15 protein-coding genes and 3 tRNA genes are annotated in these 17,886 nt (G+C 62.0%); 6 read left to right on the top strand and 12 right to left on the bottom strand.

Annotated elements, in window-relative coordinates:
- On the top strand, nucleotides 1-206 hold a 206-nt coding region (locus tag GXH28_RS05065), incomplete at its 5' end, for a transposase (RefSeq protein ID WP_169237924.1).
- 200 nt (nucleotides 207-406) lie between these two features.
- On the opposite strand, the gene GXH28_RS05060 is transcribed toward GXH28_RS05065, so the two are convergent.
- From GXH28_RS05060 to GXH28_RS05025, 8 genes are all read right to left on the bottom strand, one after another.
- Nucleotides 407-1,294 (bottom strand): carbohydrate ABC transporter permease, encoded by an 888-nt coding sequence (locus GXH28_RS05060; RefSeq protein ID WP_169237923.1) that lies wholly within the window; start codon nucleotides 1,292-1,294, stop codon nucleotides 407-409.
- A gap of 29 nt (nucleotides 1,295-1,323) precedes the next feature.
- Nucleotides 1,324-2,220, bottom strand: a complete 897-nt coding sequence (locus tag GXH28_RS05055; protein WP_169237922.1) for a carbohydrate ABC transporter permease — start codon at nucleotides 2,218-2,220, stop codon at nucleotides 1,324-1,326.
- Between the two features lie 79 nt (nucleotides 2,221-2,299).
- Nucleotides 2,300-3,709 carry an ABC transporter substrate-binding protein gene (locus tag GXH28_RS05050; protein WP_169237921.1) on the bottom strand — a complete coding sequence of 470 codons (1,410 nt, stop codon included), beginning with the start codon at nucleotides 3,707-3,709 and terminating at the stop codon, nucleotides 2,300-2,302.
- A 31-nt stretch (nucleotides 3,710-3,740) separates the two neighbouring features.
- Nucleotides 3,741-4,511, bottom strand: a complete 771-nt coding sequence (locus GXH28_RS05045; protein ID WP_240550192.1) for a GntR family transcriptional regulator — start codon at nucleotides 4,509-4,511, stop codon at nucleotides 3,741-3,743.
- Nucleotides 4,512-4,561: 50 nt separating this feature from the next.
- The gene (locus tag GXH28_RS05040; protein WP_169237920.1) at nucleotides 4,562-5,719 is read right to left on the bottom strand and encodes an exo-beta-N-acetylmuramidase NamZ domain-containing protein; all 1,158 of its coding nucleotides are present in this window, start codon (nucleotides 5,717-5,719) and stop codon (nucleotides 4,562-4,564) included.
- 157 nt (nucleotides 5,720-5,876) lie between these two features.
- The gene (locus GXH28_RS05035) at nucleotides 5,877-7,631 is read right to left on the bottom strand and encodes a peptide ABC transporter substrate-binding protein (protein ID WP_169237919.1); all 1,755 of its coding nucleotides are present in this window, start codon (nucleotides 7,629-7,631) and stop codon (nucleotides 5,877-5,879) included.
- 83 nt (nucleotides 7,632-7,714) lie between these two features.
- Nucleotides 7,715-8,623: an ABC transporter permease gene (locus GXH28_RS05030; RefSeq protein ID WP_169237918.1), complete on the bottom strand. Its 909-nt coding sequence runs from the start codon at nucleotides 8,621-8,623 to the stop codon at nucleotides 7,715-7,717.
- A gap of 2 nt (nucleotides 8,624-8,625) precedes the next feature.
- Nucleotides 8,626-9,543: an ABC transporter permease gene (locus GXH28_RS05025; protein WP_255464523.1), complete on the bottom strand. Its 918-nt coding sequence runs from the start codon at nucleotides 9,541-9,543 to the stop codon at nucleotides 8,626-8,628.
- Nucleotides 9,544-9,716: 173 nt separating this feature from the next.
- On the opposite strand from GXH28_RS05025, the gene GXH28_RS16230 reads away from it, so the two are divergent.
- Nucleotides 9,717-11,813: an anhydro-N-acetylmuramic acid kinase gene (locus GXH28_RS16230; protein ID WP_240550191.1), complete on the top strand. Its 2,097-nt coding sequence runs from the start codon at nucleotides 9,717-9,719 to the stop codon at nucleotides 11,811-11,813.
- A gap of 1 nt (nucleotide 11,814) precedes the next feature.
- On the opposite strand, the gene GXH28_RS05010 is transcribed toward GXH28_RS16230, so the two are convergent.
- Both GXH28_RS05010 and GXH28_RS05005 read right to left on the bottom strand, forming a co-directional pair.
- Nucleotides 11,815-11,903, bottom strand: a tRNA-Ser gene (locus tag GXH28_RS05010).
- Nucleotides 11,904-12,000: 97 nt separating this feature from the next.
- Nucleotides 12,001-12,088 (bottom strand) — tRNA-Ser (locus tag GXH28_RS05005).
- Between the two features lie 101 nt (nucleotides 12,089-12,189).
- Between GXH28_RS05005 and GXH28_RS05000 the strand changes: the two genes are divergently transcribed.
- Nucleotides 12,190-12,274 (top strand) — tRNA-Leu (locus tag GXH28_RS05000).
- A gap of 65 nt (nucleotides 12,275-12,339) precedes the next feature.
- On the opposite strand, the gene ppk1 is transcribed toward GXH28_RS05000, so the two are convergent.
- Nucleotides 12,340-14,403, bottom strand: coding sequence for a polyphosphate kinase 1 (gene ppk1, locus GXH28_RS04995; protein WP_240550190.1), 2,064 nt, complete (start codon nucleotides 14,401-14,403; stop codon nucleotides 12,340-12,342).
- A gap of 60 nt (nucleotides 14,404-14,463) precedes the next feature.
- Between ppk1 and prmA the strand changes: the two genes are divergently transcribed.
- Nucleotides 14,464-15,408, top strand: a complete 945-nt coding sequence (gene prmA, locus GXH28_RS04990; protein ID WP_169237915.1) for a 50S ribosomal protein L11 methyltransferase — start codon at nucleotides 14,464-14,466, stop codon at nucleotides 15,406-15,408.
- Between the two features lie 55 nt (nucleotides 15,409-15,463).
- On the opposite strand, the gene infA is transcribed toward prmA, so the two are convergent.
- The gene (infA, locus tag GXH28_RS04985) at nucleotides 15,464-15,730 is read right to left on the bottom strand and encodes a translation initiation factor IF-1 (protein WP_169237914.1); all 267 of its coding nucleotides are present in this window, start codon (nucleotides 15,728-15,730) and stop codon (nucleotides 15,464-15,466) included.
- Nucleotides 15,731-15,898: 168 nt separating this feature from the next.
- Here infA and GXH28_RS04980 point away from each other — a divergent pair, with 168 nt between their 5' ends.
- Together GXH28_RS04980 and GXH28_RS04975 are read left to right on the top strand one after the other, a co-directional pair.
- Nucleotides 15,899-16,915, top strand: a complete 1,017-nt coding sequence (locus GXH28_RS04980; protein WP_169237913.1) for an LLM class flavin-dependent oxidoreductase — start codon at nucleotides 15,899-15,901, stop codon at nucleotides 16,913-16,915.
- Nucleotides 16,916-16,997: 82 nt separating this feature from the next.
- On the top strand, nucleotides 16,998-17,858 hold the full coding sequence (locus GXH28_RS04975; protein WP_206156707.1) for a DegV family protein: 861 nt from the start codon (nucleotides 16,998-17,000) through the stop codon (nucleotides 17,856-17,858).
- Nucleotides 17,859-17,886: the final 28 nt, after the last annotated feature.

The following is a 17,886-nucleotide window of genomic DNA, read 5'->3' as shown; positions in this document are numbered from 1 at the left end:
CATGTGCCGGACAAGGAGAACGCCCAAAAAAACGCCAGCGCAAGCCGGGCCGACGCAAGTCGCGCCGCTGGGTGGTCGAAGTGACTCATTCATGGCTCAATCGCTTTCGTCGGTTGCTGATTCGCTGGGAGAAGAAGGCGAGCAATTATCTGTCCCTGCTGTTTTTCGCCTGCGCCATCATCTGTTGGCGCAAATGCGAGGTTTAGAGATAGGCTCTTACTGAAAGACCAGGGGACCAAGCCCAGCGCTCGACCTCGGTGGTGGGTTGTCGTTCACAGGGGGGATGAACGACGGGGGGACTCCAAGGTCTGAGATAGACCTGATCCCCTGGCTTTTCAGTAACGCCACTATTTTACCTCACTATACGTTAGCAAATCAGCGCTACGCGCAGTCATGCTTTTTTCCCTTATCCTTTGATCGCCCCCATGCGCACGCCCTCTAGAAAATACCTCTGAAACGCCAGGAAGAACACGATCGTCGGCAAGGCCGCCAGCGCCGCGCCGGAGAAAATCACCCCCCAGTCCGTCATGAACTCGCCCTGCAGATTGGCGACGCCGACGGTTAGGGTGTAATTTTGCGGTGTATTCAGCACGATCAACGGCCACAAAAAATCATTCCAAAAGCGCACAAAGGTAAAAATGGCCAGCGAGGCCACTGCCGGCTTACACAACGGCAGAATGATCTCCCAAAAGATGCGCAGCTCGCCGGCGCCGTCCACGCGCGCCGCTTCCTCCAACTCCGAGGGCAGCGTCTGAATGTACTGGCGCATGAGGAAGATGCCAAACACCACCGCCGTGCCGGGCAAGATCACCCCGCCCAGCGTATCCACCAGGCCTATGCGGCGCGTGATGAGATACAAGGGAATCAGCGTCACATGAACGGGGATCATCAACGTGCTGAGCAACACCCAAAATAAAAGGTTGCGCCCCGGGAAGCGCCGCTTGGCGAAAGCATAGCCGGCCATGGTGTCGAAGATCACGTGCCAAGCCGTGATCGCCAACGCCACGACCAAGCTGTTGAGCATCCAATTTGCGTAATACTTGGTCCCGCCCAGCAAACGCGCAAAGTTATCCAACCGAAAGGCGGGGACGAGGATCGGGGTAAGCGGCGGCGTGCCCGAAATCGGCGTGAACGCATTGGCAAACAGCCAATACATCGGGAACAGGGCGACGACAGCGGTGACCACAAGGACCGCCACGGCCGCCCACTTGCCCCATATCGCCGACCAGTGCAGTCTGCGCCGGCGCTGCGCCGGGCGAACGCCGGCGCGCACGTGACCGATGGGTTCAATCATCAGAACGCCGTCCTACGCGCGTCGCGCAGCTAATACTCCACATCGCTGCGCAACAATCGAAACTGGACAACGGCCACCGCAGCGATCATCACAAACAACACAAACGCCTGGGCCGAGGCCACGCCGAAGTTCAAATCTTTGAAGCCGTTGTTGTAAATCTGGGTCACGATGGTTTGCGTGCTGTTGCCGACGCCGCTGGGCACCATCACGTAGATGCGCTCGAAGACCTCGAAGCTGGCGATGGTGTAGATCACCACCAAATAGAGCGTGGTGGATTTGATGAGCGGCACGGTGATGTGCCACCATCGTTGAATTGGGCCGGCGCCGTCCAGCTCGGCGGCCTCGTAGTACTCGCGCGGGATGCTGCCCATCGCAGCGCTGAACAGCACCACGGCCGTCGCCGGCACGGTGAGCACCGCCGAGAGCGTTACACTGCCCAGCGCGATGTCCGGGTCGGAGAGCCAGCGCACCGGCGGCAGGCCCACCCAGCGCAGCACATAGTTGGCAAAGCCCCACTGCGCGTTAAAAATGTAGGCCCAAGTCAGCCCGATGATCAGCGCGCTGGTCACCGCCGGCAGGTAATAGGCCGCCCGAAAGAAGGTGCGCAACCGGTGGCTCAGCGGCTGGATCAGGCTGGCCAGCACCAACCCCACCAGAATGTTCGAGGTCACGGTGAACACCGTGTAGATCAGCGTGTTCCGGATGGCGCTGACGAACACACCCCCGAATTGCGTGAAGGCGGTCAGGTAGTTCTTGTAGAACGGCGTCATCCAGCGGCCGCCGCGCACCAGGCTGTATTCTTGGAACGAGATGACGAGCGCCCACACCACCGGCGCCAGCACGAACACGGTAAACGTGAGCAAGCTGGGCAGGATGAAGGCATAGCTCCAACCGTGCCGACGAATGAAACGACGCAGGCCAGTCATGGGCTGATCCAACTATGACGGTGTGGGGAGGGGCGCAGCGCATGCCGCAGCCCTCCCCCACCCCTCTATCGTTCGGCGATCATTGTTCGGCGATCAGCGCGTTGGCTTCTGGCGCAATCTTGGCCATGGCCTCGCGCGGGTCGGCCTTGCCGAACACGATGTTCTGATATTCGGGATGGAACAGCCGGGTGAGCTTCGGCCATGCCGGCGTGAGCGGGGTGATCCACATGTAGTCCAGCATCGGCACGAACTGATCCAAGGGCGGCGCGACCTTCACCGACCGCCGCGCAGCGGGGGCCAGGTAAAAGCCGGTGGCGGCGGTCTCGCTGGGCGGCACGTCCTCTTGCACCTCGGCGCTGGTCAGATAGCGCGCCAGGTCCATCGCCGCCTGCTCCTTCACCTTGTCGCTCGTCGCTGCCACAGCAATCACACCGATCGCCCCCACCGTCAGCCGGTTGCCGTTCACACTGGGCAGCGGGTAGATCGCGAAGTTGATCTTGTCGGCCTTGAGTTGTGGGCTGAAGCCGGTGGCGTCCACGATCATGCCGTATTGCTTATTCTTGAAGCCGCCTTTCACGTCTGCGTCTTTTTGCGAACCGAAGTCGGGCGGCGTCACCTTGTGTACCAACGCCAACTCGGCAAAGCGTTTCAGGCCGGCCGCAGCCTTGTCGCTGTCAAAGCCGAATTTGCCGTCCACGATGGGGCGCACGCTGGGGTCCTCGTTCATCCACAGCCCCCAGGTGTTGATCACGCCTGGGTCAATGAAGCCGCTGAAGCCATACACCTGTTCGCCGTTGGCGCGCTGGAAGGTGAGCTTCTTGGCAGTCTCGACGAATTGATCCCATGTCCAGTCTTTCGGCGGCAGCGGCACGCCCGCTTCCTGGAACACGTCCAGATTCAGATAGATGCCCATCGGCACCACCCACAACGGCCATGCGTATGCTTTGCCATCTTTGAGCCGGACGGCATCGAGCGTATTGGGCAGGATATCGGCTTTGTCGGCGTCGGTGAGATAGTCGTCAATCGGCGCGATCAGGTCGTCTTTGACGAAAGCCGGCAGGCGGTCGGACGGCAGGCGCAGCACGTCAATGCCCTGGCCGCTCTGCAATGCGGTGGTGAGCTTGGTGAACCCTTCGTCGTTGGGCGGGTAGCCGGTGATCTCGACGTTGATGTCGGGGTTGTCGGCCTCAAACTGGGCGATGGCCAGGTCGAAGGGGTTGGCGAATTGATTGCCCGGCGTGTAGCCCAACACCCACAAGTTCAGCGTGCCTTTGTAGCCGCTGTTGCTCTTGCGCAAGCCGCCTTTAGGGGTAGCAGCCGGCGCCTGGGGCGCGGCAGGCGCTTGGGTAGCAGCCGGCGCCGAGGCCTCGGTCGCGGCAGGGGCTTGGGGCGCCGCCGGCGCTGTAGGGGCAACCGGGGCGGCGCAGGCGCTCAACAGCACGCTCATTGCGCCGGCCATGCGGATCAAGATTGAAACGCGCTTGTTCATGGATTTCACACTCCTCCTCGTCATGGTGAATTCAACCGCTGGGTTCAGCCGCCAGGCTCAACTCAGCGTAGAACACGTATTTATCTCCGCGGTAGTACGATTCCACGGTCTCGAACGGACAGCCGTGTTGCGAGTATGTCGTGCGATAGAGGTGCAGCACCGGGCTGCCGACGCGCACGCCCAGCACCTTCGCTGCCTCAAGCGGACAGGCAACCGCCTCCAACTGCTGTTCAGCCCGTGTGGGGATCACCCCATACTTTTGAGAGAGCAAATGGTACAGGGATTGGTTGGTCAGGTCTTCGCACAGAATATCCCGGCATAGCGTCGCGCTCAAGTGGGCAGTCTCAACCGCCATCGGCTCGCCGTTGGCGGTGCGCAAGCGTTGCAATAGGATCACCTGCCGATGACGGGCGTCCAAGCGCAAGCGATGGGCCACCGCCGCCGTGGCGCGCGTCACCGTCAACTGCAACACCACCGAGCCGGCCGTCTTGCCGCGCTCTTGCATGTCTTGCGTGAAGCCGGTCAAGCGCGTTAAATGTTGCGCGATGCGCGGCGGCGCGACAAACGTGCCGCGGCCCTGATCGCGCACCAAGCGGCCCTCCATCTCTAGCTCCGCCAGCGCCTGGCGCACGGTAATGCGGCTGATGCCAAAGCGCTCGCACAATTCTCGCTCCGAGGGCAACTGCATCCCCGGCGACCATGCGCCAGAATCGATCTGCGACAGAATCACCTCCTTGAGCTGGCAATACAACGGCGTGGGATCACGCTTATCCAAGCTGGGGACGGATTGCCAGGTGTTCATGATGTCATGACCAGTTGGTATTGTAGCCTACCCCCAGCCCTGGTCAAGCCTTATGCATACAGCAGGGCAAACGCGCGTTGCCGGTGAAATTCCTGCTCTGACGCGCGCCACAGCGCAACGATCTCTGCAACCGAGGCGCCGGCCTCCAGGCCGGCGCGCGGCGCACTGGTCCCCATCAGCAAATCAAAATGCGGCGCACGGCCCTCCCAGCTCGCCGGCAAAAACGCGAAATCGCCCGGCGCCATCGTCCGACACGCCGCGACGAGGTGCAGGCCCATCCGCACCGGCTGAAGCGCCTCGCGATCCACGACATGCACCTGAACACCCTGACACAACCGGCCGGCGTGCTTGCCGGCGCTGGGGATGAACTGCGCAGGCCGGAAGCGCACCCCCGACAGGCCGAGCGCGTTCAGCGACCGCGCCAGGCCGTAGGCATCCAACCACGGCGCGCCGATCAGCTCAAACGGCAGGGCGGTGCCGCGCCCTTCGGAAAGCGTGGTGCCTTCCACCAGGCAAGCGCCCGGATAGACCGTCGCGGTGCTCACATGCGGCATGGCCGGCGATGGGGGCGCCCAAGGCAAACCGGTATCGTCGAACCACATCGCCCGCCGCCAGCCTTCCATCGGTATTACAGTCAGGTCGGCGCGCAGGTTGCACTCCGCATTCAGCCAGCGCGCCAACTCGCCCATCGTCATGCCGTGACGCACCGGCAACGGAGCGACGCCGACGAACGACTCAAAGCCCGGTTCGAGCAACGGGCCTTCGATGGCGAGACCGTTGATCGGGTTAGGCCGGTCCAACACGATCACCGGCAACCCGAATTCCCCGGCGGCGGTCAGCACGTGGAAGAGCGTGCTCAGATACGTGTAAAAGCGCGCGCCCACATCCTGCATGTCGAACACCAGCACATCCAGATCGTTCAACATGGCCGGCGTCGGGCGGCGCGTCTCACCGTATAAGCTGTATATCGGGATGCTGAAGCGGGGATGTACGCTGTGGGCGACCGGGTCGGCGTCGGCTTCAGCGCTCTCCAGGCCGTGCTCTGGCGCGAAGAGCGCCCTGAGCGCAACGCCAGACTCGACCAGCGCATCGGGCGCAGCTTGCAGGTCAGGCGTCACCGCGGCGGCATGCGTGACCAGGCCAACGCGCTTGCCGCGCAACATGCCGCCCTTTTCGTTGACCAGGCGATGTAAACCGGTGATGACCACAGCGCACATTTATACCCGGGTCATAGGGACGTGAGACCATCCGGCGCACACAACCTACGAACGCAGCGTGCCGCGGCACGGATAAAAAAGATGACGCGGTCATGGGATTACCCATGACCGCGCCTTCATCAGGAACAGGCTAAGTGCAACAGGCGTATCACATATTCTTGATGTAGGTGGTGAACCAAAATTCGCCGAGTCCGTAATCGTCTGGCCAGTGTGATCCGCGCACGCCGATCTTGTCCGGCTCCATGCCTGGGCCGGTCACCTGCGGTTTGATGAGGTAAGGAATGCGCTCGTGATACAGCGGGCAGATGACGAACTGCGACAGGACCATCTTCTCGGCCTCGTAGAACTTGGCGTCGCGCTCCTCCTTGGGACCGGCGTAGGCGGCTGCCTCGTTAAACATAGCGTCATAGGTTTCGTTGTTCCAGTTGGTCAGACGGTTGGAGGTGAAGACGCCGAGCATGTTGGATTGATCGAGATAATCCATGCCGTATGAGTCCACCCACACCGCAGCGGCACGGTTGGTACGCACTTCCTCGATGAACACGCGCCAGTCACGATTGACCACTTCGGCTTCAATGCCGAGTTGATTCTTGACTTCAGCAGCAAACCCCTGGGCGATGAGCGAAGCGGTTTGACCACCGATGGGGGTAACGGGAATCTCCAGCTTCGGAAAGCCCTGGCCGTTGGGATAGCCAGCTTCGGCCAAGAGCTGTTTGGCTTTCTCTACATCGAACGGCTGGATAGTCTTGGCTTCGGGCGAGTTCTCCCACGAGCCAGGGAAACCAGCAGCCAGGAAGGTATACGCAGGAACGCCGCCTCGGCCGGCCACCGCTTGCACAATCGGCGCGCGATCAAAGCACATGCTCAACGCCTGGCGCACACGGATATCGTCGAACGGCTTCATGGCAAAGTTAAAACCGACGAAGTAGGTGCGGAAGTCGCCGTACATCCAATACACTTGATCAGCCAGCGAGGGGTCGGCCTCGGCTACGCGCCCGGTAGTCGCGTCGGTGCGCATCCACAGCACATCGCTGGATTGGAATGCGGTGACAGCGTCAATGGCTGCCGGCACTTCGCTGACGAACTTGGTGTACCACGGGATCATCTCCGCCGGGCCGGTGTACTTCTCGTTCAACTCCAGCACAAAACGCTTGTCCTTCGACCACTCCGTCAGTTTGAGCGGCGAGCACGTCACCGAAGTGGCTACGTCGTTGTTGTAAAACTTGCCGTGTTTCTCCAAGGCGGCCTTGCTTAACGGCACCGACCAGATGAGCTGCGACGGCAAATACGGCGCCGGGGTGGTGGCCTCAAATTCCAGGGTGTAGTCGTCCAGCGCTTTCACGCCAATCTCGCTGACCGGCACTTTGCCGGCAGTGGCTTCGCCCCAGTTCTTGAGGTTCAAGTAATACCAGGCAAAGTCCCAGGCGTGCTCCGGACTAGCGCCAAGTTGGAAGGTGGCTACATAGTCATGCGCTGTCAGCTCGTTGCCGTCGGACCACTTGATCCCTCGACGGAGCTTAAAAATCCACTTCTTGCCGTCCTCTGCTGGGCTCCAGCTTTCGGCGGCAGCGGGCAACAGATCGTAGTTCTTGTTGAAGCGCACCAAGCCAAGGCTATACGGGGAGGTGAGGCCGCTGGATTGATACATGGAGATGAAACGGTCAAGGGTATATGGTGTGCCACCGAACACGACCATGACCTGTTTATCGAGCGGCGCGGCATCGGGCGGCAGCACTTTGCCCAGCACATTCGCTTGTGGCGCTGTGGTTGGGGTGGGCACGGCCGGAGTAGCAGGACCTTCATACACCGCCGGCCCCGACGGCCGGCCTGTCGGGGCCGCGCAAGCTGCCAGGCCGGCGGCCACGCCCATGCCGGCCAGTCCCAGAAACGTCCTTCGGGTCATCTTTTGTTTGCTCATAATTTGGTTAACCTCCTCTTACTCGGCCATAGTCGAATGTCGAACTACGACGCGGTAAAAACCAAAACCTATCGTTTGCCGCGGCTAGGATCTAAGGCATCTCGCAGGGCATCGGCCAGGAACATGAAGCTCAACGTCGTGGTGGACAACGCCAGCAGCGGGAAGAGGATCAAGTGCCAAAACAAGCGCAACGTGGGGATGCCATCGCTAATCATCTTGCCCCAACTCGGGATCGGGTCGCGGATGCCCAAACCCAGGAAACTCAAGCCGGCTTCAGCATAGATTGTGCCGGGGATGCCCAGTGCTACGGCGATGATGAGCGCGGTAAGCGAATTGGGCAACAGGTGACGCAGGGCGATATGCCACGAGCCGGCGCCCAGCGCCTGCGCGGCCAGGACGAAGTCGCGGTTGCGCAAGCGCAAAACTTCGGCACGCATAATGCGCGCGTAGCCGATCCAGGTAGTCACCATCAGCGCGAAGATGAGCTGGGGAATGCCCGACCCCAGCGCAGTAACCAAAAACAAAGCAAATAGAAAGCCTGGCAGAGCATTGAAAACCATCACAATCGCGTTGAGCACGTTCTCAACCACACCTCGCTTCAAGCCGGCCAAAAAGCCAAACGGCACACCAACCAGCAGTGCCGCAAGCTGTACAGCAAATGCGACCAACAATGATGCACGCGTCGCATAGATCAAACGAGACAGCAAATCGCGGCCCAGCAGGTCGGTGCCCAGCAGATGCTTAGCGTTGGGAAACTGTCCGGCGTCCTGAATGTTGGACTGATCATAGCCATACGGAGCCAGCACAGGTGCGAAGATCGCAACCAGGATCAGCAGGATAACGATGACGGCGCTGACGGTCGCCGGCTTATTACGCTTCAGCCGGCGCCAGGCTGCTCCAAACGCACCGCCCGATATTGCGATTTGTGACCCAACCGTTTTACCGATTACGCTACCAACGGACGCCGTAGATGCCATGCTTATAACTCCACGCGCGGATCCAACTTAACATAGAGTATGTCAGTAACGAGCAGCGTGATGCCCCAAATTACAGCCATAATTAGGGTCAGAGCCATCACCATTGGATAATCTCGGTTGACCGAGCTACTGACCAGATACTGTCCCAGGCCGGGGATGCGAAAGGTGGTCTCAATAAATACCGAGCCGGTCAAGATGAGTGGAATGGTCGGGCCGAATACGGTGACCAGGGGAATCATCAAGTTCTTGAACACATGCCTGGGGATGATCAAATGCTCGGCCAGCCCTTTGGCCCGCGCCGTGCGTACATAATCTAACCCAAGTTCGTCGAGCGTTAGCCCGCGAATATAGCGAATCAAGGTGGCGGTCGGCCCAAGGGCATAGGCGATTACAGGAAGCACGAGATGCTCCGGGCCTCCCCAGCCTCCCGAAGGGAGCAGCCGAATGCGCGCAGAAAATGTTAAGATCAGCGCTACAGCGATGACAAAGCCGGGGATCACCGTCATCGAGGTGGCGAAGGTGTTAATAATGAGGTCCAAGAACGAACCTTTGTGCTTCGCCGCTAGAATGCCCAACCACACACCCAACGGCAAGCTAATTGCAATCGTAATGCCGCCCAAGATAAGCGTAGGCCCCCACACCCGCGCGATCAAATCCTGCACTCGCTCAGTAGGGCTGAAGAAGGAATAGCCAAAGTCACCCTGGAGTGCATTGCCGACGTAAGCGATATAGCGCTCGAATATCGAGCCGGTCATACCGTACTTGCGCAAAATGTTCTCACGCTGGGCGCCTTGCAAGGGCATCTGGCGTTCCTCGAATGGCCCACCAGGCACGCTATACATGATGACGAACGTGATGACCGAGATGACAAAGACGACGAAGACCAGCGCCAAACATCGGCGGATGACATACCCAACCATGCAAGCAAGACTGTATCCTGTTAGCCCAAAATTAGGCGAATAATTTAGCAAAGTCACGACAGAAGTCAAATGTGTTTCATCAGAAGACCAGAAGGCAGCAAAGTGGATTGGCTATGCATCGGAGCATCTCTCGCGCTGACGGCATCGGGCTGCTGCCGGCTACAATCCAGCCCATGCTCATCCTCGGTCTGATGTCCGGCACGTCGGCCGATGGGATTGACGCCGCCCTGGTCGAGCTGAGCGGCGCGCCGCCCCAGTTGAGCTGGCGCATCGTTCATCTGAGTTCGACGCCCTACCCACCTGCGCTGCGCGATGAGCTGTTCGCCTGCTTCCGCCCGGAAACCGGCACGGTGGACCGACTCTGCGCGCTGAATTTCGCGATTGGTCGCGCGTTTGCCGAGGCTGCCCTGCGCTGCATCGCCGAAGCCGGCCTGCAACCCGGCGACGTCCAGCTCATCGGCAGCCACGGTCAGACGCTTTGGCACATCCCGGCCGGCGCGCACGCCTCAACATTGCAACTCGGCGAAGCCGCCGTCATCGCCGAAGCCACCGGCATCCCCGTCGTCAGCAACTTTCGTGCGCGCGACATGGCGGCCGGCGGGCAGGGCGCCCCGCTCGTGGCCTACGTGGACGCGCTGCTGTTCAGCGACGCTGCGCTCACCCGCACGGCGCTCAACATCGGCGGCATCGCCAACTTCACCTACCTCCCTGCGCACAAGACATCGGGCGCCGGCGCGCCGCAGGAGCACGACGCCGCACAAGCGTTCGCCTTCGACACCGGCCCCGGCAACATGCTGATTGACGACGCCGTGCGGCGGCTGACCGAAGGCGCACAAAGCTACGACCGCGACGGAACGCTTGCCGCGCGCGGGCGCGTGCACGAGGGGTTGCTCACCGAATTGATGGCGCATCCCTACCTCGCACAGCGCCCGCCGAAGACCACCGGCCGCGAGATGTTCGGCGCCCCCTTCGGCGCACAGGTGTGGGCGCGCGGCATGGCGCTCGGCCTAAGCGGAGAAGACATCATCGCTACCCTCACCATGTTCACCGCCGCCTCGATCGCCCAGGCGCATCGCGACTTCCTGCCGCAGCCCCCCGATGAAGTGATCGTCTCCGGCGGCGGCGCACGCAACGCAACGCTTGTGCGCTTCTTGTCACAAGCGCTCGCGCCGGCCCGCGTGCGCCTATCGGATGAACTGGGCATGCCGGCCGAGGCCAAGGAGGCCATCGCCTTCGCCGTGCTGGCCTACGAAACCTGGCATGGACGACCCGGCAACCTGCCCGCCGCGACCGGTGCGCGGCATCCGGTGGTGCTCGGCAGCATCACGCCCGGCCGCCCAACGGCCCCAGACAAACCGCCCCATCCGGCCGACGCCGTGACCGAAGCGGTGAATCCGGCCACGCGCGACATTGATCGGCGCAGCACGCTGGAGATCGTGGATGCGATCAACGCCGAGGACCGGCGCGTGGCCGAAGCGGTCGCCACGCAGCGCCTGGCGATGGCTCAAGCGATTGACGCCATCGCTGCGCGCATGCAGCAGGGCGGGCGGTTGATCTACGCTGGGGCCGGCACTTCGGGCCGGCTGGGCGTGCTGGACGCCAGCGAGATGCCCCCAACCTACAATGCGCCGCCGACGCAGGTGATGGGGCTGATTGCCGGCGGGCCAGCAGCCTTGACCGCCTCGATTGAAGGCGCAGAGGACGACGCCGAACAGGGGCGCGCCGATGTTTCCGCCCTCAACGTAGGCCCGCGCGATTGCGTCATGGGCATCGCCGCCAGCGGTCGCACGCCCTATGTGTTGGGTGCGCTGGCCGAGGCCAGGGCGCGCGGCGCGCTCACGCTGGGGCTGACCTGCAACCCCGACACGCCGCTGCACCGCGCCGCCGACATCGTGATCGCCCCAGTGGTCGGGCCGGAGGTCATCAGCGGCTCCACCCGCATGAAAGCCGGCACCGCCACCAAGATGGTGCTGAACACCATCAGCACCGGCGTGATGATCAAGCTCGGCAAAACCTTCGGCAACCTCATGGTGGACTTGCAAGCCACCAACCACAAGCTGCGCGAGCGCGCCCGGCGCATTGTGGCCCAAGCCTGCGGCCTCTCGCCAGAGGCGGCAACAGACCTGCTGGCCCGCTGCCATGGCGAGGTCAAAACGGCGATCGTGGCGCACCTGGCACAGGTTTCACCCGACGCAGCTCGCCTGCACCTGGCAGAAGCCCACGGCAACGTGCGCCGAGCGATCGAGAAGATACAGGGGCAATCCCTTTGAGCGGGGAGACAGGGATTCGAACCCTGGGTCCAGTTTTACCCGGACAACCGCTTAGCAGGCGGCTCCGTTCGTCCACTCCGGCACCTCCCCAGAGGTCAGATTGTCAGAAGTCAGATATCAGAAGTCAGATATCAGAAGTCAGATCGTGGATGTCCGACCTTCTGACTTCTGACCCTCTGCTTTCCGACGGAAAGGGTGAGATTCGAACTCACGGTGAGGCGAAGCCCCACAGCGGTTTTCAAGACCGCCGCCTTAAACCACTCGGCCACCTTTCCCTATCATTGACCCAACGCCAGTGGGGGCATATCTTAGCACAAAATGCTAGAATTCTCGTCGCCACTCCGTGTGGCGAACGGTGAGTCGCAGGCTCATCAGCGGGGCGGTGGCGAAATGGCAGACGCCGAAGACTTAAAATCTTCTGCTGCGAGAGCAGCGTGTGGGTTCGAGTCCCACCCGCCCTATTTGCTGTGGTCGGCGCGCGGCGCGCAGATCAAGTTGCAGGAGACGAGCCTGCCTGTGGACGGCTTCAGTCGCAACCGGTGCCCAGCAGCTTGAGCTGGCTATTGATTTCTTGCTCACCCTGCCCCCGACTGACGAAGATATACGTGCCATCCGGCTGCATCAACCGCGCCTTGACGTTGTCGCGCAGGCCCAGGTCGAGAATCTCGACTTTGATCCGGCGCTTGATGGATGGATCGAGGATGGGATAGACCGTTTCGACGCGCCGGTCGAGGTTGCGTTCCATCAGATCGGCGCTGCCGGAGTAGATCTCTTCGTCGCCGTTGTTACGGAAGTAATACACCCGGCTGTGCTCCAAGAAGCGGCCGACGATGCTGACCACGCGGATATTCTCGCTCAGATTCGGCACGCCGGGCCGCAGCGAGCACATACCGCGCACGAGCAGGTCCACCTTCACGCCTGCCTGCGACGCACGATACAGCAGATGAATCATCTCCGGATCCACGAGTTGGTTCACTTTGAAGATCAGGTGGCCGCCGCCGTGCCGCAAGTGATGCGCGATCTCGCGCTCGATCAGCTCGGTCATCCGCCTGCGCAGCGTCACCGGCGCGACCAGCAGCCGGCGATATGACTTTTGTCTGAAGTAGCCGGTCAGGTTGTTGAACAGTTCGGCCACGTCCTGACCGATCTCCGGGTCACAAGTGAACAGGCCGAGATCGGTATAGACGCGCGCGGTGCTGGCGTTGTAGTTGCCGGTGCTCAAGTGGACGTAGCGACGAATCTCGCCATCGGGATCGCGCCGCACGACCATGCAGGCTTTGGCATGCACTTTGTAACCGGGCAGGCCATAGACCACGTGCACGCCCACTTCTTCCAGCGCGCGCGTCCACTGAATGTTGTTCTCTTCGTCAAAGCGCGCCTTCAGTTCCACCAGCACGGCGACCTGCTTGCCGTTCGTGACCGCTTCCATCAGCGCCTCGACGATCGGCGAGTTTGAGCCGACGCGATACAGCGTCTGCTTGATGGCGAGCACGTGGGGATCGCGCGCGGCAGCGCGCACGAACTCCACCACGGGGGCGAACGAGTCGTATGGGTGATGCAACAGCACATCACCGCGCCGAATACGCGCGAAGATGTCTTCGGAATTGTTCCAATCGTTAGGGATACGTGGGGACAGCGGCGGGTCTTTCAACTCCGGCAGCGGCAAGCGATGCAGTTCCCACAAGCTACTCAAATCCAATGGGCCGGCCAGCCGAAAGACCTCGTCGCTGGATAGGTTGAGGTTCTCCGTGAGGATGTCGCACACTTCCTGCGGCATATCGTGCACCACTTCCAGACGCACCACGCTGCCGAAGCGACGATCTCTGATCGAGCGCTCGACGGTCGAACGCAAATCGTCGGCTTCGTCTTCCTGAATCTCGATGTCAGCGTCGCGCGTCACGCGGAAGGCATAGGTGCCGGCGATGTCCATATCCGGGAAGAGCGCACCGACGTTCGCCGCGATGATCTGATCCAGCCATGCGAAGCAGCGCTCGCAGCGCTCGTCCTCGGCGCAATCGTTCAGCGGGAAGAAGCGAGGCAGCAAAGGCGGCACCTTCACCCGCGCAAAGTGCAACCGACCGCGCGAGCCTCGAATGACGACGGCCAGGCTGAGGCTGAGGTTGCTGATGTGGGGGAACGGGTGCGCCGGATCCACGGCCAGCGGCGTGAGGATGGGGAACACCGTGCGGTGAAAATACGCCGTCGCCGTGGCGCGCTGCGCGTCGGTCAGCTCGTTCCAATCCAGGACGCAGACGCCATGATTCGCCAACGCCGGCTGGATCACGTCGCACCAAGTGCGCAGATGCTCGGTTTGCAACGCGCGCACGCGCTCGTTCACCAGCGCCAACGTCTGCGCCGGCGGAATCCCCTCCGGCCCTGGCCGAGTAATCCCCGCCATCACCTGCTCGCGCAGCCCGGCGACGCGAATCATGAAAAACTCGTCCAGGTTGGTTGCGAAGATGGCCAGGAACTTGGCGCGCTCAAGCAATGGATGGGTGGGGTCCTGCGCTTCCTGCAACACACGCCGGTTGAACTCCAGCCAGCTCAATTCGCGGTTGATCAACTGCCCCGAAAGATGCGCCGCCGTCATACTGCAAGATTGTAGCCGAGCGCGCCTCTCAAGCATGCCATCACCGCCTTTGCTACACTCATGGCGATGACCGATAGCCCGCGCTGGCTGGAACTCAGCCTTGAAGCCGATGCCGAATTAGCCGAGGCAATCAGCGAGGCGCTCTTCCCCTACGTCGAAGGCGGCGTGGCTCTGGAGCAGACCCACCGGCACCCCCTGGGCGGTGAAATCGCCAGCCGCTGGGAGGACGAGCGCGCCGAAGGGCCGATCATCGTGCGCGCCTATTTACCCGACGATGAAACGCTGGCCGAACGCAAGCGCAAAGTCGAAGAGGTGCTCGCCTACCTGAACATGGTGCGTCCCACGCCCCAGCCGACCTATCGCATCGTCGCCCAATCGGATTGGGCCGACGCATGGAAGGCATCGTTCAAACCGCTGCGCATCGGTCGGCGCATCCTCATCCGCCCGTCATGGATAAACGACGTGCCGTCCGACCACGGCGCAGATCGCGACTTGGTCATCACGCTCGATCCCGGTATGGCGTTCGGCACCGGCCTGCACCCCACCACCCAACTGTGCGCCGCTGCGATGGAAGACTACGTCCAAGCCGGCATGCGCGTCCTCGATGTCGGCAGCGGTTCGGGCATCCTCTCGATCTTGGCGGCCAAACTCGGCGCGCGCGAAGTGGTGGGCGTAGACACCGATGATGAAGCCGTGCGCGCCGGCCGCGAGAACGTCCTGGCCAACGGCGTAGGCGACCGCGTGACGATCGCGCACGGCTCTCACGAGGTCGCCCATGGTGTTTACGATCTGGTCGTGGTCAACATCCTGGCCGGCGTGATCATTCGCATGTTGGCCGAAGGGCTGGCATCGCGCGCGCCGCGATTCATCTTCTCCGGCATCTTGGACGCACAGGCCTCGGACGTGGCGCGCGCAGCCGAGGCGGCGGGGTTATCCATCACAGAGCAGCGAGCGATGAATGACTGGATAGGCCTGGTGTGCACCAGGCGCAGCAAGGACAGATAACGCGCAACGGGCCTGACCCCCTCAACAGGCTGCGTCGCGGCAAAGGAAGCAGGCTTCAGGCGGGCACGTTCTCCCGGCCGGTGCGCAAACGATAGGCAATGCGCCCGCGCGTCAGGTCATACGGCGAAAGTTCCACGCGCACGCGGTCGCCGAGCAAAATGCGAATGTAGTTCTTGCGCATCTTGCCGGACAACGTGGTGAGCACCTGATGGCCGTTGTCCAGTTGCACCTTGAACATCGTGCCCGGCAACGCCTCGATCACTTCGCCTTCGACTTGAATCACGTCTTCCTTTTGCTTCTGCTCTCGACCTTTCTTGGCCATTCACCCTCCTCTCACTAAGAGAGGCGAAGCATTTGCACCGCGCTTCCGCCAGCCAAGACTACGCTGCAAACGCTTCGCCTCTGCTACCCCAACAATCAACTGGCCGAAATTATAGGCTCTTGTAAAATCTTCGTCAATCAACGCCGCTTCGCTTAACACCAACGTCGTATGAATAGCACAACACCCCCACCCCGAATGCGCGTCGCGCTGTATTTGCAAGACGCCCATCCCATTCGCGAAGGGATGCAGTACGCCCAATACGCCGAACAACGCGGTTTCGAGGCCGTGTGGCAGGCCGAATCGCGCCTGGTGCGCGACGCGATTGTGCCAATGGCTGCCTTCGCTGCGGTCACCGAGCGCATCAAGATCGGCAGCGGCGTGATTAACAACTGGACGCGCAATATCGGCTTGTTGGCTGCAACGTTGCTGACGCTGGATGACTTGGCGCCGAACCGGATCATCTGCGGGATCGGCGCATGGTGGGATCCGCTGGCCAAGAACGTCGGCATCGAACGGCGCAAGCCGCTCACTGCCATGCGCGAGACGGTCGAAGTGCTGCGCCGCTTGTTGCGCATGGAGCGCGTCACCTTCCACGGCGAGTTCCACCACGTGGAAGGCATTGAGCTGGATGTGGTGCACGGCCGTCGCGAGCCGCGCAACGTGCCGATTTACATCGGCGCCACCGGCGATCAGATGATGGAGCTGACCGGCGAGATCGCCGACGGCGTCGTGCTCAACTATTGCGTGCCGCCGGAATACAACGATCGCGCCATGGAACTGCTCGACAAGGGCGCCAAGAAAGTTGGGCGGCGGGCCGAAGATCTCGACCGACCGCAACTGGTAGTGTGCGCCGTCAACCACGACCGCAAGAAGGCCATTGAGGACGCCAAGGAACTCCTGACGCAGTATCTCGCCCAACAGCCCCACATCGCCAAGGCCAGCGGCGTGAGCGACGACATCGTAAAGCGGGTACAGTCCATCCTCGGCTGGCCGGCCACTAAGGAACAGGTGCACGAAGCGATGCAATTCGTGCCAGATGAGTTCGTGCTGCGCATCTCGGCCACCGGCACGCCGGAAGAAGCGCGCGCCAAGGTGCAGGAATACATCCGGCGCGGGTGCACCTGCCCAATCCTGTATCCGATGAGCGACGCCCGGCTGATGATTGACACGTTCGCGCAAGCATAAGCGCCAGGGCGCTGCTTGACAGGGTGCGCGTGAATTCAGATGGATGGGCGAAGGCGCTGCCCTTCGCCCACCCCGAAAAGCAATGGTCAAAGTAGTGACTGATTCCACCGGCGATGTTCCGGTGGACATCGTGCGGCGCCTGGGCATCATCGTCCTGCCGATGATCGTCGAGGTGGACGGCGTGACCCATCAAGACGGGGTGACCCTCACCCGCGAGCAGTTCTACGCCAGCCTGCCAAGCTACACCAGTTTCCCCAAGACGGCTGCGGCCTCGCCCGAACGGTTTGCGGACGCTTACCGCGCCGCACATGCTGCCGGAGCGGACGGGGTGGTCTCGGTGCACATCGCTCGCACCATCAGCGGCGTATGCAACGCAGCCGAACTCGCCGCGTCCGAAGCTGCTGACGCCGGCATCCCCGTGCGCGTTGTGGATTCCGGCTCGATGACGATGGGGCTGGGCCACTTGGTCATCACGGCCGCCGAAATGGCGCAACAAGGGGCAACGTTGGACGCGATCGTCTCGACGCTGGAAGCGATGAAGCAGCGCATCCGCATCCTGGCGATGGCCGACACGCTGAAATACCTCCGCAAGAGCGGGCGGGTGTCATCGCTCACCGCCGGCATCGGCGAACTGCTACAGATCAAGCTGCTGATCGAACTCAAGCAGGGTGCCATCACCCAACTGGATCGCGTGCGCACGCGCGGGCGCGGTGTGGAACGCCTGATAGAAGCGGTGCGCCAGACGCCGGGCGCTCCCCGTTGTTTCTCCATCGTCTACACCGGCGGCGACCAAGCGAGCGACATCGCCCGCATTCGGCGCGAGTTGGAGCCAATCGCCCCGATTGAGCCGCCCACCCCTGTGCTCGTCACGCCGGTCATCGGTGCGCACTTCGGGCCGATGGGCCTCGGCGTCGTCATTGTGAACGAGCGGGCGCACGTATAATCTCGGCACTCTACGCATCCCAGTTGCG

It is taken from the genome of Candidatus Roseilinea sp. NK_OTU-006 (assembly GCF_012931985.1).
Classification (GTDB): Bacteria; Chloroflexota; Anaerolineae; order J036; family Brachytrichaceae; genus JAAFGM01.
This window is presented reverse-complemented; position numbering and strand designations above follow the sequence as displayed.